Raw genomic sequence first — 15,301 nt, 5'->3', positions numbered from 1 at the left:
TTACCCCGGAAACTTCGAGCCGACGATGAACAGGACGGTGCCGGCCAGAAGCACCACGAAGGAATAGGTGTAGAGCACCATCGCGAAGGGCTGCATGAGCATGATGAAGCCGGCAGCGATGAGAAGTGTCGCGAGCCCTTCGGCGATCGAGCGCGGCGTGAAGCGCTTCTGCGGCGGCAGGGCAGGGGGTTCGTGGGCGTCCATCATTTCCGCACCGCTCCGAAGGTGATGCCGCGCAGCAGGTGCTTCCTGAGAAGCACGGTGAAGACCAGGATCGGGATCAGGAAGATGGTCGTCCCCGCCGCGACCGCCGGCCAGTCCATGCCGCCCTCGCCGATGATGGTGGGGATGAACGGCGGTGCGGTCTGCGCGCTGCCGGACGTCAGCAGCACCGCGAAGGCGTATTCGTTCCAGGCGAAGATCAAGCAGAAGATCGCCGTCGCTGCGATGCCGGTGGCCGCCTGCGGCAGCACCACCTTCACAAAGGCCTGCAGCCGAGTGTAGCCGTCGATCATCGCGGCTTCCTCGTACTCGCGGGGGATCTCGTCGATGAAGCCCTTCAGGAGCCACACCGCCAGCGAAACGTTGATGGCGGTGTAGAGCAGGATCATGCCGAGCGCCGTGTCGCTGAGGCCGAGCTCGCGGTACATCAGGTAGATCGGAATGGCGACCGCGATCGGCGGCATCATCCGGGTGGAGAGGATGAAGAACAGCAGGTCGTCGGCGAGCGGCACGCGGAAGCGCGAGAAGCCGTAGGCCGTCAGGGTTCCGAGCGCCACCGCCAGGAACGTCGAGCCGAATGCGATCACCACCGAGTTGATGAAGCGCGGCAGGTAGTTCGACGCGCCGGCGATCACCATGTTGCGGCTGCGCGTGATCTCATCGCAGGTTTCCGTCGCCGGCGGCAGCGACTGGATGTAGTCCGGGGTCTGCCGCGTCCGCGTGGTGAAGAGATTGCAGTATCCCTCCAGCGTCGGCTCGAACACGATCTTGGGCGGATAGGAGATCGAATCCGGCGGCGACTTGAAGCCCGTGATGAAGATCCAGAACAGCGGGATCATCGAGATCAGCGCGTAGATGATCACCACGGCGCCGGCGATCCGCTTGGTGACGGGTGTCGGTTCGACGACGGAATGGGCCGAGGACTTGCCGCTCATCGGTTCTTCACCTTGTTGAGGGCCTTCACGTAGATGTTGGCAAGGCCGAACACCGCGACGAAGAGGATGATGGCGAATGCCGAGGAGTAGCCCGTGCGCCACTTCTCGAAGGCTTCGCGCTTCAGGGTAATGGAGGCGACCTCGGTGGTGGACCCCGGCCCGCCGCCGGTGAGGAGGTTCACCATGTCGAACATCTTGAAGTTCTCGATGCCGCGGAACAGCACCGCGAGCATGATGAACGGCGCCGCCATCGGGATCGTGATGGTCCAGAACTGCCGCCACTTCGACGCGCGGTCCACCTCGGCCGCCTCGTAGATGTAGTCCGGGATCGAGCGGAGGCCGGCGAGGCAGATCAGCATCACGTAGGGCGTCCACATCCACGTATCGACGATGATGATCGACCAGGGCGCGAGGTTCACCGTGCCGAGCATCTCGAATGAGGAGGGCGGCAGCCCGGTGAAGAAGGACACGATGTAATTGAACAGGCCGATCTGCGGCTGGTAGAGGAACCGCCAGAAATTGCCGACCACCGCCGGCGACAGCATCATCGGGATGAGGATGATGGTCGTCCAGAAGGCGTGGCCGCGGAACTTGCGGTCGATCAGATAGGCCAGCGAGAAGCCGATCAGCGTCTGCAGCGCGATCGTCCAGAACACGAAATGCGCGGTCGCCTGCATCGCGAACCAGATGTCGCTGTCGGTCAGGATCCGCTCGTAGTTCTGGATCCCGACGTTCTCCACCTCCGCATTCGGCCGGTTGGCGCGGTAGTTCGTGAACGAGAGCTGGATCGTCCAGATCAGCGGAAAGATGTTGATGGCCAGGAGAAGCAGGATCGTCGGCGTGATGAACGCCCAGGCGATCGCACGGTCCGAGAGCCCGCGGATCCGCTTGACGACCCGGGGCGGCGTCTTGGCCGCGGCCTGGTCCGCGAGGCGTTGGATGGGGGTGCTGTCGGACATGGAAGGTCCTGCAATCGTGGCATCGGAGCGATGGTGATCGGCGGGGGCGTTTCCCCACCCTGACCGGCCTCGTCGCACGAGGAGATCCGGTCGCGGATCGCGGAACGGGTTGCTCCTCGTCGGATCCCCGTTCGATCGTCCTCCCCGCGCAGGGAGGGGTTGAGGTGGGAGCGCCGCGCCGGCGGCGCCCCCTTTGTCGTCATCGGGTTGTCAGAGCTTGCCTTCGTCCTCGAAGACTTCCGTCCAATCCTCGATCAGCTTGTCCAGCGCTTCCTTGGCCGTGCCCTGGTCGGCAACGACGTAGTCGTGCAGCCGCTTCTGCATGGCCTGCAGCAGCGAGGCGTAGGCCGGCTCCTGCCAAAAGTCCTGCACGCCGCCCATGGCCGTCAGGAAGTCCGCCGCGAACGGCTGGCTGTCCTTGAACGCCGGGTCGTTCAGCACGGCGTTGTGGCAGGCGTAGCCGCCGAGCGACCACCACTTCTTCTGCACGTCGGCCTGCGCGAACCACTTGATGTAGGCAAGAGCGCCTTCCATGTTGTCGGTGTTCGCGACCACCGAGATGCCCTGGCCGCCGAGGGTCGAGGCGTTGACCTTCTGGCCCGGGTTGACGAAGAAGCCGATCTTGTCGCCGCCGACGTTCTCGTCCTTGTAGAGGCCCGGCCAGAACGCGAACCAGTTCATCATCATGGCCACCTGGCCCGATTTGAACGCGTCGAGGCCTTCGCCCATGTAGCTATCGGTATAGCCGGGCGGGGTGCAGCACTTGTAGATCTCCTTGTACTTCTCCAGGCCGGCGATCGCGTCGGGCGAGTTGACCGCGCCCTCCATGTCGTACTTGCCCGGCGTGTTCTCGTACTTGAAGCCGTAGGAGTAGAGCGCGGAGGTCGCGCCCATGGTGATGCCTTCCGAGGCGCGCTCGGTGAAGATGGCGGCACCGTAGACGGTATTGCCGTCGATCTCACGGCCCTGGAAGAACTCGGCGACTTCCTTCAGTTCGTCCCAGGTCTTCGGCGGGGCGAGGTCGCGGCCGGTCTTCTCCTTGAAGGCGGCCTGGATCTCGGGCTTGGCGAACCAGTCCTTGCGGTAGACCCAGGCGTTGGCATCGCCCATGGCCGGCAGCGCCCAGTAGTTCGGCGTCCCCTTGGGCCAGGTCGAGTAGGCATAGACGGTCGCCGGAGCGAAGTCGTCCATGCTGATGCCTTCCTTCGCGAAGAAGTCGTTCAGCTTGACGTAGTAGCCGTTCTCCGCCGAACCGCCGAGCCACTGGCTGTCGCCGATCAGAAGATCGCACAGCTTGCCGCCCGAATTGAGCTCGTTGAGAATGCGGTCGGTGAAGTTCGGCCACGGCGTGAATTCGAACTTCATGGTCGTGCCGGTCTGCTTTTCGAAGTCCTTCGAAAGCTCGACCAGCGCGTTCGCCGGGTCCCAGGCGGCCCAGCACAGCGTCAGTTCTCCCGCCGCCTTGGCTTCGCTCGAATGAGCGAAAGTGGCCAGGCCGGCGAGGACGGCGACGGCAGCAACACCGAGTGTCCTCATTGTCTCCTCCCATGGGTGAAATGCACCGCCCGCCAGGAGTTCCCAATCCTGGAAAGCGTGTGTGGTGCCGGCGGAACACCGTCCGTCGGTCAGCCATCCGGTTCATGACGCCGGAATCAGGTCGTTCCCTCTCGCCCGCCGCCTGTTGTTGTATCGGGGTCGGGTCTCGAACCGCGTTCAGCGGTCCGTTAAGTTAAGTAGGCCAGAAAACACTTAACCCGGCAAGAGGCAATCGTCGCTGCAATGCAGCAGAAAGCCGGGATTTCAGCAGCAGCCTGCGCGCAGCCGCAATCGCTCGGCGCGCAGGATGTTTAGTAATGCGCGGTCAGACGGTCATGCCATCGGGGTCCAGGCGCCGCCGGCCGCCGAGGAGCGGACCGCCGCATCGATGAAGCGCATGCCGGTGACACCGTCGTCCACCGTGGGGTAGATCACGTCCGGATCCGGCGCCGCGCCCGTCCGCGCGGCGCGGATCGCCCGTGCCGCTTCCGCGTAGATGTTGGCGAAGCCCTCCAGGTAGCCCTCCGGATGCCCGAACGGCGTGCGGGTGACGCGCGATGCCGCCGGTCCCGCACCGTCTCCGCCACGCGTGATCAGCCGCTTCGGCTCGCCGAACGGCGTGAACCAGAGGTAGTTCGGATCCTCCTGCGACCACTCCAGCCCGCCCTTGTCGCCGTAGACGCGAAGGCGAAGGCCGTTCTCGTTGCCGGGCGCGACCTGGCTGGCCCAGAGCATGCCCTTCGCACCGCCCTTGAAGCGCATCATGATGTGGACGTTGTCGTCGAGCCGGCGTCCCGGCACGAAGGCGGTCAGGTCGGCCGCCAGCGCTTCCAACTCCAGCCCCGTCACGAAGCTGGCGAGGTTGAACGCGTGCGTGCCGATGTCGCCGATCGCGCCGCCCGCCCCGGATTTGGCCGGGTCGGTCCGCCACGTCGCCTGCTTGGAGCCCGTATCCTCAAGCTTGGTGGTGAGCCAGGCCTGCGCATACTCGGCCTGCACGACGCGGATCGTGCCGATCGCACCGGCCTGCACCATCTCGCGGGCCTGCCGGATCATCGGATAGCCGGTGTAGTTGTGCGTCAGCACGAAGAGCTTGCCGGACCCCTTGGCAAGCTCGGCGAGCGCGTAGGCGTCCTCCAGCGTCGAGGTCAGCGGCTTGTCGCAGATGACGTGGATGCCGCATTCCAGGAACGCCTTGGCGGCGGGGTAGTGCATGTGATTCGGCGTGACGATCGCCACCGCCTCGATACCGTCCTTGCGCACGCTCTCCGCCTTCGCCATGCCCTCGTAGGAGGTGTAGGCCCGCTCAGGCGCGATGCCCAGGTCGATGGCGGAGATCCGGGCTCGCTCCGGATCGCTGGAAAGCGCACCGGCAACGAGCGTGTATTCCCCGTCGAGTCGCGCCGCGATGCGGTGCACCGCGCCGATGAAAGCGCCCTGTCCGCCGCCCACCATGCCGAGGCGGATCGGGCCGGTGGACTGGGAGTCGTCGCGTCCTGCGATGGTCATGGGTATCTGTCCTCTCGGGAAAGCCAGGGGGACCGGATGCCATGCTCCGGCCAAGGGTCTTCCGCTGCGGCGAAAGACCCTCTGCGCGTGATCAGCGGTCGATGCCGAGCATCCGCCGGTTGGCAGCTTCGTCGGTGCCCGAGCCCGCGAAGTCGTCGAACGCCTTCTCGGTGACCCGGATGATGTGGCTCTTGATGAACTCGGCGCCCTCGCGCGCGCCATCCTCCGGGTGCTTCAGGCAGCATTCCCACTCCAGCACCGCCCAGCCCTCGTAGCCGTACTGGGTCAGCTTGGAGAAGATCGCGGAGAAGTCCACCTGCCCGTCGCCGAGCGAGCGGAACCGGCCCGCCCGGTCCACCCACGACTGGTAGCCGCCGTAGACGCCGACCCGCCCGTTGGGGTTCAGCTCCGCGTCCTTGACGTGGAACATCTTGATGCGCTCGTGATAGATGTCGATGTTGTCGAGGTAGTCGAGCGCCTGAAGAACATAGTGCGAGGGATCGTAGAGCATGTTGGCGCGGGCGTGGTTGTTCACCCGCTCCAGGAACATCTCGAACGTGATGCCGTCGTGCAGGTCTTCGCCGGGGTGGATCTCGTAGCAAAGATCGATCCCGTTCTCCTCGTAGACGTCGAGGATCGGGCGCCAGCGCTTGGCAAGTTCCTCGAAAGCCGTTTCCACCAGCCCCGCGGGACGTTGCGGCCAGGGATAGACGTAGGGCCAGGCGAGCGCGCCGGAGAAGGTGACGGAGGCGTTCAGCCCGAGATTGCGCGAGGCCTGGGCGGCCCGCTTGACCTGGTCCACCGCCCACGCCTGGCGGGCTGCCGGGTTGCCGCGGACGGACGGATCGGCAAAGCCGTCGAAGGCGTCGTCGTAGGCCGGATGAACGGCGACGAGCTGGCCCTGCAGATGCGTGGAGAGCTCGGTGATCTCCACGCCGTGTGAGGCGGCTAGCCCCTTCAGGTCGTCGCAGTAGCCCTTCGATTCGGAGGCCTTCTTCAGGTCGAACAGGCGGCCGTCCCAGGTCGGGACCTGCACGCCCTTGTAGCCGAGCGAAGCGGCCCACTTGACAATCGATTCGAACGAGTTGAACGGGGCGGCGTCTCCGGCGAACTGCGCCAGAAAGATCGCGGGACCCTTGATGGTCTTCATCGGCTGTTGCTCCTCCCGGGTGCGGCTACCTTATGCGGCGCCTGCGCATTGACGGTCGCTCCAGCTCTGATCTGGACAGACATCCAGATCCGAACCGGAATGTTTCTGATGTGATTACATCAGAAACAGACCTTTAAGCTGAGAAAAAACTTGCAGAATCTGTGTCGGCTGGCAAGTCCCGCCGACTTCTTTCACGGGTGTCCCGGTGAAGTGTTCAACAGTCCAACGTTTATGGCAGGTCAGGGTGCCGTTTGTCTCGCAACGGTGAACGGTCTGTTCAACTCCCGCCCGATGACATGCGTATCGATCGCGAACATATAACGGGCGGTACGCCATTCGGCGCCACACCGTTATCGCGGCCGTCCCCCGTGGCGCCGCTCCAAGGGATTCGATCACATGGCCAAGGTCCTCGTCCTCTACTATTCGTCCTGGGGTCACATCGAGACGATGGCGAACGCGGTGGCCGAAGGCGCTCGCTCCGCCGGCGCCGAGGTGTCGGTCAAGCGCGTTCCCGAACTTGTGCCCGACGAGGTCGCCAAGGCGGCCTACTACAAGACCGAGCAGGCCGCTCCGATCGCCACGCCCGATGAACTGGCGGACTATGACGCCATCATCATCGGCACGCCGACCCGCTACGGCAACATGACGGCGCAGATGAAGAACTTCCTCGACCAGACCGGTGCGCTCTGGGCGCAGGGCAAGCTGGTCGGCAAGGTCGGATCCGTGTTCACCTCCTCGGCCACCCAGCACGGCGGCCAGGAGTCGACCATCCTGTCCACCCACACGGTGCTCCTGCACCATGGGCTGGTGATCGTCGGTCTCCCCTACAGCTTCCAGGGGCAGATGGGCGTCTCCGAGGTCATGGGCAACTCGCCCTACGGCGCCTCCACCATCGCCGGCGGCGACGGATCCCGCCAGCCGAGCGCGGTTGAACTGGAAGGCGCCCGCTACCAGGGCCGCCACGTCCCCCGGCCGCCGAGATTGCCGCCAAGCTGCACGGCTGACCGGGTCGGCCAGTCCCCCCGTGAACGATCGACGAGGCCCTCGAGCGGTTCACCCCGCCCGGGGGCCTCGATCTGTCGGACCACGTTCCGCGACACCGCGATCGGGTCGCTGTCCGCCGCCACGTGAGGCGTGATGACAAGGTTCGGCGCGCTCCAAAGCGGACTTTCGGCCGGCAACGGCTCGGTTGAGAAGACGTCGAGTGTCGCGCCCTTCAGGCGGCCGTCGCGGAGCGCAGCGTCTATATCGGCCTCGACCTGCAGCTTACCTCGACCCGCATTGATCAGCACCGGCCCACCGAGCGGGCCATCCTTGGCGAGGCTGTCGATCAACCGCCCGTCCAGGATTCCCCGCGTGTCGTCGGTCAGAGGCAGCAGTACGACAAGAATGTCGGTGCCGGCGAGAAACGCTTCCAGTCCACCTTCGCCATGAAACGTCGTGAGGCCAGGAATGTCCCGCGCCGATCGGCTCCAGCCCGCCACCTGGAAGCCAAGCCGCTTCAGCGCCTCGGCTGCGTCGCGCCCGAGTACGCCAAGCCCCATCACGCCGACCCGTACTTCCGAGGCGGCGGCCTGCCGCAGCGATTTCCACTGGCGCGCAGCCTGCTGACGCGCATAGGCGAGATGCTGGCGATGATGCAGCAGAACCTGCAGCACGACCCATTCAGTCATGCGCATGGTAAGATCCGGATCCACGATGCGTGCGACCGGCACGTCCGGCAGTTCCGGGTCGCTCGTCAGATGGTCGACCCCGGCGCCAAGCGAGAAGATAGCCCGCAGGTTGGGATAGCGGGCCAATGCGCCGCGTTCCGGGCCCCACACAAGCGCATATTGCACGGCGTCTGGATCGGTAACGGCACCAGCGGCTTCAACCGCGCGCCCCGGCGCTACGCTCTTGACGGCATCCACCCATTCCTCCGGTGACCAGCCCTTGACGGCGATGAGGATGGACATGGGCGCATGAACTCCGTTGCTGCGAAGGTGGAAAGTGCCACGCGGGCAGGGCGACACGGAAGAGGCGACCGTCGGAATAGGCCACCTGCGCAGGACTGTCCCGCCTATTCCACCTCGACCACCAGTTCCACGCGCTCGGCGGCAAAGCGGGTGCGCGAAACCTGGACCGCGCGGCCGTCCGGATCGACATCGACGTTCTCCGTGATCAGCACGGTCGCACCGGCCGGCAGCGCCAGCCGGCTCGCCTCCTCCGGATCCGCGGGTCGGGCGGTGATTCGCGTCGAACGACGGGTGTAGTCGCCGACACCATGCGCCTTCATCACCTTGGTGAAGGACCCGGTCTCTGCGTAGATCTCCACGAAGCGCGAAAACCGCTCCGCCGACACCCAATGGGTCGCGAGCGAAATCGGCACGCCGTCCGCCACGGAAAGGGTGTCCACCTTGTGGAGGAGGGCGCCGACGGGAACGCCCAACCGCTCGGCAAGGGCGACGTCGGCTTCGTCGAGGCTGTGCGCGATCATCCGTCCGGCCGGTTCACGCGCCTGCGCCGAGACGATCTCGGAGAATCGCGTGCGCCGACGGATCGGATAGGCGAGCCGCCCCGCCTCCACGAAAGTCCCGCGGCCCTGGTCCACCCGCACCACGCCATCCGCCGACAGGGCGGCCATCGCCCGGCGCAGCGTGTGGCGGTTGACGCCGAAACGGGTCGCCAGTTCCGCCTCTGGCGGCAGCCGATCGCCGGGCGCGTGCACGCCGCCGGCAATATCGGATTTGATCTGCTCTGCGATCTGCCGCCAGAGCGAGATGCCGCCGCCTCTTTCCATCGTGTCCGTCATCGAAGCGATACGCCTCCGTGGTCTGATTCCCGAACAGGCAGGTTCAAGTCCTCGCACAGGGCCCTGTCACAATCACCCGCGGCTACGGTCGTAAGCATCCCGGCCGGACCGTCATGGCGCTGTCATCGGATCCGCGTAGCGTTCTCCGCAGCACAGTGGTATAGATCATTATACCTTTCGTCATCGGCCGGGACAACGCATGCTTCACAGCCAGACTTCCGAAACCTCGCCGCCCTCGGACCGGCGCGCCGCGATGGCCCTGCTCGCCCAGGCGCCGCGTACCCTGATGGCGGCCGGACTTGAAGGGATCGAGGAAGCCGACGGCGCGAGCGATGTCCGCGCGCCCGAGATAGGCCTTGTGATGGTGCGCGGTCGCATGGGCGGAGGCGGACGTCCCTTCAACCTCGGCGAAGCCACCGTCACGCGCTGCACGGTGCGCCTGCCCGACGGCACCATCGGCGTCGCCCATCTCCTGGGACGCGACCGGGCGCGGGCCCGCCTGGCCGCGATCTGCGATGCCCTCTGGCAGCGTGTCGAGACGCGCGAAGCCATCGAGGCGAGGGTCCTGGCGCCCGTGCGCGAGGCCCGCGCGGCCGAGGACGCGACGGTTCGCGCCGAAACGGCCGCCACCCGTGTCGATTTCTTCACCATGGTCCGGGGAGAGGACTGATGACCGCCGTGACCTCCGCCGCTTTCGACGGCGGCTTCCGCCAGCCCGTCTTTGACGCGCAGACGACCTTTCGCGCCATCATGGACGCGCTGGCCCGGCCCGGGCGGCGGGTGATCTGCCGGCCGCTCGCCACGGCGCCGGCGCCGATGTCGCCGCTGATGGCCGCCGTTGCCCTGACGCTGGTGGACCCCGAGACGCCAGTCTGGCTGGACGGCGCGCTCGCCGCGTCAGCCGACGTGCGCGGCTGGTTCGCCTTCCAAACCGGTGCGCCGATGGTCGACCAGCCGGCGGACGCGGCCTTCGCCTTCGTCGTCGACCCGGCCCGGATGCCGCCGCTCTCCGCCTTCGCCCAGGGCACGCCGGAGTATCCCGATCGCTCCACGACGCTGGTCGTCTCCGCGGAGAGTGTGGAAGACACGGGCGCCGTCTTCACCGGTCCCGGCATCGAGACCTCCGTTCTCTTCGACACGAGGCCTGCCATTCCGGCATTCGCCGAGCAATGGCAAGCCAACCGCGCCCTCTTCCCGCGCGGTGTCGACCTCCTTTTCGTCGCCGCCGACGCGATCGTCGGTCTTCCGCGCTCCTCGCGCCTCAGGACGGGGTGATCCCATGTACGTAGCCGTCAAGGGTGGCGAGCGGGCGATCGAGAACGCCCACCGTCTTTTAGCCGACGAACGGCGCGGCGACCGAACCCTGCCGTCCATCACGCTGGAGCAGATCGCCGGGCAACTCTCCCTCGCCGTCGACCGGGTGATGGCCGAGGGCTCGCTGTTCGATCGCGATCTCGCGGCGCTGGCCGTGAAGCAGGCCCGCGGTGATCTCATCGAGGCGATCTTCCTGATCCGCGCCTACCGCACCACGCTGCCGCGCTTCGGCGCGACGCATCCGATCGAAACCGCCGCGATGCGGGTGCGTCGACGCATCTCGGCTACGTTCAAGGACCTTCCCGGCGGACAACTTCTCGGCCCGACGTTCGACTACACCCATCGGCTGCTCGACCCCGACCTGGCAGGCGACCCGGACCTACCGGCACCGGCGCTGCGGCCGGAACTCCCGACCGCCATGCCGCGGGTCACCGATCTCCTCGGCAACGAAGGCCTGATCGAAGCGGATCCGGCCGAGACGGGGGAACCCGTGGGCGACCTCACCCGGGAGCCGCTCTCCTTCCCCGCCGACCGCGACCTGCGCCTGCAGGGCCTCGCCCGCGGCGACGAGGGCTATCTTCTGGCGCTCGCCTATTCCACCCAGCGCGGCTACGGCCGCACCCACCCCTTCGTCGGCGAGATCCGCATGGGCGAGGTCGAGGTGGAGATCGACGTGCCGGAACTCGGCTTTTCCGTCGTCATCGGCCGGATCACAGTCACCGAATGTCAGATGGTCAACCAGTTCAAGGGGTCGGCCAAGGCGCCGCCGGCCTTCACCCGCGGCTACGGGCTCGCCTTCGGCCACCAGGAGCGCAAGGCGATGTCCATGGCGCTCGTCGACCGGTCCTTGAGGGCTGGCGAGCTCGGCGAGGACCGGACAGCGCCCGCGCAGGACGAGGAGTTCGTGCTCTCCCACTGCGACAACGTCCAGTCCACCGGCTTCGTGGAACACCTGAAGCTGCCCCACTACGTGGACTTCCAGGCTGAACTGGATCTCGTGCGGCGCATGCGCACCGAGGTCGCCGAGAAGCGAGAGGCCGCGGAATGAACGCCTTGCCCCCGACCGCCGCGACCGTGGCCCACGACACGCCCGCCTACAACTTCGCCTACCTCGACGAGCAGACCAAGCGGATGATCCGGCGGGCGATCCTGAAGGGGATTGCGATCCCCGGCTATCAGGTGCCCTTCGCCTCCCGCGAGATGCCGATGCCCTACGGCTGGGGCACCGGCGGCGTCCAGGTGACCGCGGCCGTGCTCGGGCCTGACGACGTGCTGAAGGTGATCGACCAGGGCGCCGACGATACAACCAACGCAGTGGCCATCCGCGGCTTCTTCCGCAAAACGGCGGGCGTGCGGACCACCACGCATACGGCGGAAGCGACGGTCATCCAGACCCGCCACCGCATTCCCGAAGCCCCGCTCGCCGAGCACCAGATCCTCGTCTACCAGGTGCCCATCCCCGAGCCGCTGCGCTTCCTGGAACCGCGCGAGACCGAGACGCGGACGATGCACGCTCTCGAGGAATACGGGCTGATGCACGTCAAGCTCTACGAGGACATCGCCCGCCACGGTCACATCGCCACCACCTATGCCTACCCGGTGAAGGTGGACGGCCGCTACATCATGGACCCGTCTCCGACGCCGAAGTTCGACAATCCGAAGATGCACCGGTCCAAGGCGCTCCAGCTCTTCGGCGCTGGCCGCGAGAAGCGGATCTATGCCATCCCGCCGCACACGGACGTGGTCAGCCTCGACTTTGAGGACCATCCCTTCAAGGTGCAGACCTTCGCCCAGCCCTGCGCCCTGTGCGCGGCCGAGGGCGTCTACCTCGACGAGGTGCTGCTCGACGACAAGGGCGGCCGGATGTTCGTCTGCTCGGACACCGACAACTGCGAGGAGCGCCGCGCCGCCGGACACCGGGGTGCCTTGGCCGGCGACGATATCTCCCGAAAGGACCGCTCATGAGCGCGCTTGCAGCCCTTCCGGAGAGCGGCGAGGAAAAGCCGCTTCTTCACGTCTCCAAGCTCTCCCATTGGTATGGCGAGCGGCTCGGCTGCCGCGACGTGAGCTTCGATGTCTATCCGGGCGAAGTGGTGGCCATTGTCGGCGAGTCCGGCTCCGGCAAGACCACGTTGCTCAATTGCCTGGCGGGCCGCCTGCGGCCGACAGCGGGCGTGGTGGAGTACCTGATGCGGGACGGACGCGCCCGCAACGTGCTCTCCCTGACCGAGGCGGAGCGCCGCTTCCTCGCCCGCACCGACTGGGGCTTCGTGCACCAGAACCCGTCGGACGGGCTGCGCATGACGGTGTCCGCCGGCGCCAATGTCGGCGAGCGCTTGATGGCCATCGGCGACCGTCACTACGGCACCATCCGCGAAACGGCGCTGGACTGGCTTGGCCGGGTGGAGATCGCCTCCGATCGCATCGACGACGAGCCGCGCGCCTTCTCCGGCGGTATGCGCCAGCGGCTCCAGATCGCCCGCAACCTGGTGACCCGCCCGCGCCTGGTCTTCATGGACGAGCCGACCGGCGGCCTGGACGTCTCGGTCCAGGCGCGCCTGCTCGATCTCTTGAGGTCCCTGGTCACCGATCTCGGACTCGCTGCGATCATCGTCACCCACGACCTCGCGGTGGCTCGTCTCCTGTCGCACCGGATGCTGGTGATGAAGAACGGCGTCGTGGTGGAGCAGGGCCTCACCGACCGTCTCCTCGACGATCCCCGCCACGCCTACACACAGCTCCTGGTGTCCTCGATCCTCCAGGTCTGACGACGCCGTCGAAAAGGACTTCTCCATGCCCACCCGTATCGTCGTGTCCGGTCTGGCCAAGAGCTTCGTGATGCACCTCCAGGGCGGCGTCGAGCTACCGGTCGTCTCGAACGTGGACTTCTCCGTCGAGAGCGGCGAATGCGTCGTCCTCGGCGGCCCTTCGGGCGCCGGCAAGAGCTCGATCCTGAAGATGGTCTACGGCAACTACGGCGCCGATGGCGGTCAGATCCTGATCCGCGACGGAGACCGGCTGGTCGACGTGGCAGCCGCCGCTCCGCGCCGGATCATCCGACTTCGCGAAAGCACCATCGGCTACGTGAGCCAGTTTCTGCGCGTGGTGCCGCGGGTCTCCGCTCTGGACGTCGTCGCCGAGCCCCTCGTCGCCCGCGGCGTCGACCGCGACACCGCCCGCGCCCGCGCCGGAGCGATGCTCGACCGCCTCAACGTGCCGCGCCGCCTGTTCGATCTGCCACCGGCCACCTTCTCCGGCGGCGAGCAGCAGCGCGTCAATGTTGCCCGCGGCTTCGTGACGGATCACCCCATCCTTCTCCTCGACGAGCCCACCGCCTCGCTGGACGCGGGAAACCGTTCCGTGGTCGTCTCGCTGATCGCCGAGAAGAAGGCGGCCGGCGTCGCCATGCTCGGCATCTTCCACGACGAGGAGGTCCGCTCCGCCGTCGCGGACCGCATCGTCGACGTTGCCGCCTTCCGCATCGCGGCTTGAGGAACTGAACCCATGAGCCGCCCGAAGATCGCCGAAACCGTGATCCACCCCACCGTCCGCCTCCGCGAGGCGATGATCGGCGAGCGCTGCGAGATCCTGGAGAACACCCGGATCGCCTATGCCGAGATCGGCGACATGACCTACCTCGGCGAGGACTGCGACGTCGCCGACGCCGTCATCGGAAAGTTCACGGCGATTGCGTCCAGGGTCCGGATCGGTGCGCCGAACCACCCGACAGATCGCCCGACGATGCACCGCTTCACCTATACGCCGGAGTACTACTGGGACGGCACCGAGCGCGACCACGCCTTCTTCGAGGCCCGGCGGGGCGACCGCGTCGTGATCGGTCATGACGTATGGATCGGGCATGCCGTGACGGTTCTGCCCGGCGTCACCGTCGGAAACGGGGCGGTTCTTGCCGCCGGTGCGGTGGTGACGCGGGACGTCGCACCCTACACAATCGTCGGCGGCGTTCCGGCCCGGCCGATTCGCGAGCGCTTCTCCCGCGCGACCGCCGAACGCCTAGAACGCATCGCCTGGTGGGATTGGTCCTTGGACGACATCGTCGCGCATCTTCCCGATTTCCGATCGACGGAGGTCGAAGCCTTCTGCGAACGGTTCGATCCGGGGGCGCGCCGTCAAACGGCCGACATCACCGCCGCATAGAGAAGCCGGCAACAGGAGGACGGCTCGATGCGCTATGCGATCTACTTCGCCCCGGCGATGGACACGGCCCTGGCGGCGATGGGCGCCGAGTGGCTGGGCCGCGACGCCCTGACCGGAGAGCGCCTCCAGCAGCCGCGGGTCGAGGGACTTTCCCCTGACATGGTCGAGGCGATCACCGCCGATCCCCGGCGCTACGGGTTTCATGCCACGCTGAAGGCGCCGTTCCGGCTTGCCGACGGCCGCAGCGAGACCGAACTGCTGGAAGCCATGGCCGATCTTGCGCGCCGGCACATCCGCTTCGATGTTCACCTCAAGGTAGCCCGAATCGATGGCTTCATTGCCTTGGTGCCGGCGAAGAGTGCCGCGCGCCTGAACGAATTCGCGGCTGCCTGCGTGATGGCTCTCGACCCGTTCCGCGCCGCGCTCTCGCCCACGGATCTGGAGAAGCGCCGCCGCTCGGGCCTCACGCCGCGACAGGATCAGCTTCTCGTCGAGTGGGGCTATCCCTATGTCCTGGAGGAATTCCGCTTCCACATGACCTTGTCGGAGCGTCTGTCCGGCGAAGTCGCCGACCGCTTCGAAACCGCCGCCGCAGAAGCCTTTGCCGACGTTCTTGCCGAACCTGTTTCCATCGACAGCCTCGCCCTCTTCGTTGAGCCTGCGCCGGGCGTTCCTTTCCAAATCAGAGCGACTGTTCCGCTCTCCGGCTGACCCGCCCTTTCGAAAG

16 protein-coding genes and 1 pseudogene are annotated in these 15,301 nt (G+C 66.6%); 9 read left to right on the top strand and 8 right to left on the bottom strand.

Annotated features, from left to right (window positions below; genetic code table 11):
* The 6 genes from HZ321_RS02850 to HZ321_RS02825 form a co-directional block, all read right to left on the bottom strand.
* Nucleotides 1–207 carry a hypothetical protein gene (locus tag HZ321_RS02850; RefSeq protein WP_244635542.1) on the bottom strand — a complete coding sequence of 69 codons (207 nt, stop codon included), beginning with the start codon at nucleotides 205–207 and terminating at the stop codon, nucleotides 1–3.
* Nucleotides 204–1,157: a carbohydrate ABC transporter permease gene (locus tag HZ321_RS02845; RefSeq protein ID WP_181700002.1), complete on the bottom strand. Its 954-nt coding sequence runs from the start codon at nucleotides 1,155–1,157 to the stop codon at nucleotides 204–206. Before HZ321_RS02845 ends, HZ321_RS02850 begins: the two co-directional genes overlap by 4 nt.
* Complete coding sequence (locus tag HZ321_RS02840; RefSeq protein ID WP_181700000.1) at nucleotides 1,154–2,116, bottom strand: carbohydrate ABC transporter permease; 963 nt, start codon at nucleotides 2,114–2,116, stop codon at nucleotides 1,154–1,156. Before HZ321_RS02840 ends, HZ321_RS02845 begins: the two co-directional genes overlap by 4 nt.
* 210 nt (nucleotides 2,117–2,326) lie before the next feature.
* The gene (locus tag HZ321_RS02835) at nucleotides 2,327–3,652 is read right to left on the bottom strand and encodes an ABC transporter substrate-binding protein (RefSeq protein WP_181699998.1); all 1,326 of its coding nucleotides are present in this window, start codon (nucleotides 3,650–3,652) and stop codon (nucleotides 2,327–2,329) included.
* 333 nt (nucleotides 3,653–3,985) lie between these two features.
* On the bottom strand, nucleotides 3,986–5,161 hold the full coding sequence (locus HZ321_RS02830) for a Gfo/Idh/MocA family protein (protein ID WP_181699997.1): 1,176 nt from the start codon (nucleotides 5,159–5,161) through the stop codon (nucleotides 3,986–3,988).
* 91 nt (nucleotides 5,162–5,252) lie between these two features.
* Nucleotides 5,253–6,311 (bottom strand): sugar phosphate isomerase/epimerase family protein, encoded by a 1,059-nt coding sequence (locus HZ321_RS02825; protein WP_181699995.1) that lies wholly within the window; start codon nucleotides 6,309–6,311, stop codon nucleotides 5,253–5,255.
* Nucleotides 6,312–6,707: 396 nt separating this feature from the next.
* On the opposite strand from HZ321_RS02825, the pseudogene wrbA reads away from it, so the two are divergent.
* Nucleotides 6,708–7,277, top strand: a pseudogene (wrbA, locus tag HZ321_RS21600) (NAD(P)H:quinone oxidoreductase); the annotation flags it as partial.
* Here the strand turns inward: wrbA and HZ321_RS21970 are convergent.
* Together HZ321_RS21970 and phnF are read right to left on the bottom strand one after the other, a co-directional pair.
* A complete protein-coding gene (locus tag HZ321_RS21970; protein ID WP_206682715.1) occupies nucleotides 7,259–8,266 on the bottom strand; it encodes a 2-hydroxyacid dehydrogenase in 1,008 nt (335 codons plus the stop codon). The pseudogene wrbA and the gene HZ321_RS21970 sit on opposite strands and share 19 nt — an antisense overlap.
* Nucleotides 8,267–8,370: 104 nt before the next feature.
* Nucleotides 8,371–9,102, bottom strand: coding sequence for a phosphonate metabolism transcriptional regulator PhnF (gene phnF, locus HZ321_RS02810; RefSeq protein WP_181699993.1), 732 nt, complete (start codon nucleotides 9,100–9,102; stop codon nucleotides 8,371–8,373).
* A 199-nt stretch (nucleotides 9,103–9,301) separates the two neighbouring features.
* Here phnF and phnG point away from each other — a divergent pair, with 199 nt between their 5' ends.
* The 8 genes from phnG to HZ321_RS02770 are packed head-to-tail and all read left to right on the top strand — an operon-like array spanning nucleotide 9,302 to nucleotide 15,285.
* Nucleotides 9,302–9,772: a phosphonate C-P lyase system protein PhnG gene (gene phnG, locus HZ321_RS02805; protein ID WP_181699991.1), complete on the top strand. Its 471-nt coding sequence runs from the start codon at nucleotides 9,302–9,304 to the stop codon at nucleotides 9,770–9,772.
* A complete protein-coding gene (gene phnH, locus HZ321_RS02800) occupies nucleotides 9,772–10,377 on the top strand; it encodes a phosphonate C-P lyase system protein PhnH (protein WP_181699989.1) in 606 nt (201 codons plus the stop codon). The genes phnG and phnH overlap by 1 nt, the downstream gene beginning before the upstream one ends.
* A gap of 4 nt (nucleotides 10,378–10,381) precedes the next feature.
* Entirely contained in the window at nucleotides 10,382–11,464 is a 1,083-nt protein-coding gene (locus tag HZ321_RS02795; protein WP_181699987.1) for a carbon-phosphorus lyase complex subunit, read from the top strand.
* Nucleotides 11,461–12,381: an alpha-D-ribose 1-methylphosphonate 5-phosphate C-P-lyase PhnJ gene (locus HZ321_RS02790; RefSeq protein ID WP_181699985.1), complete on the top strand. Its 921-nt coding sequence runs from the start codon at nucleotides 11,461–11,463 to the stop codon at nucleotides 12,379–12,381. The genes HZ321_RS02795 and HZ321_RS02790 overlap by 4 nt, the downstream gene beginning before the upstream one ends.
* Nucleotides 12,378–13,184: a phosphonate C-P lyase system protein PhnK gene (gene phnK / locus HZ321_RS02785; protein ID WP_181699983.1), complete on the top strand. Its 807-nt coding sequence runs from the start codon at nucleotides 12,378–12,380 to the stop codon at nucleotides 13,182–13,184. Before HZ321_RS02790 ends, phnK begins: the two co-directional genes overlap by 4 nt.
* Nucleotides 13,185–13,209: 25 nt before the next feature.
* Nucleotides 13,210–13,908, top strand: coding sequence for a phosphonate C-P lyase system protein PhnL (gene phnL / locus HZ321_RS02780; RefSeq protein WP_181699981.1), 699 nt, complete (start codon nucleotides 13,210–13,212; stop codon nucleotides 13,906–13,908).
* Nucleotides 13,909–13,920: 12 nt separating this feature from the next.
* On the top strand, nucleotides 13,921–14,574 hold the full coding sequence (locus HZ321_RS02775; protein ID WP_181699979.1) for a DapH/DapD/GlmU-related protein: 654 nt from the start codon (nucleotides 13,921–13,923) through the stop codon (nucleotides 14,572–14,574).
* 27 nt (nucleotides 14,575–14,601) lie between these two features.
* A complete protein-coding gene (locus HZ321_RS02770; protein WP_181699978.1) occupies nucleotides 14,602–15,285 on the top strand; it encodes a DUF1045 domain-containing protein in 684 nt (227 codons plus the stop codon).
* Nucleotides 15,286–15,301: the final 16 nt, after the last annotated feature.

This window comes from Chthonobacter albigriseus (genome assembly GCF_013839445.1).
Taxonomy (GTDB): Bacteria; Pseudomonadota; Alphaproteobacteria; order Rhizobiales; family Pleomorphomonadaceae; genus Chthonobacter; species Chthonobacter albigriseus.
The sequence above is the reverse complement of the archived record's forward strand: the minus strand, read 5'-3'. Positions and strand labels throughout refer to the sequence as shown.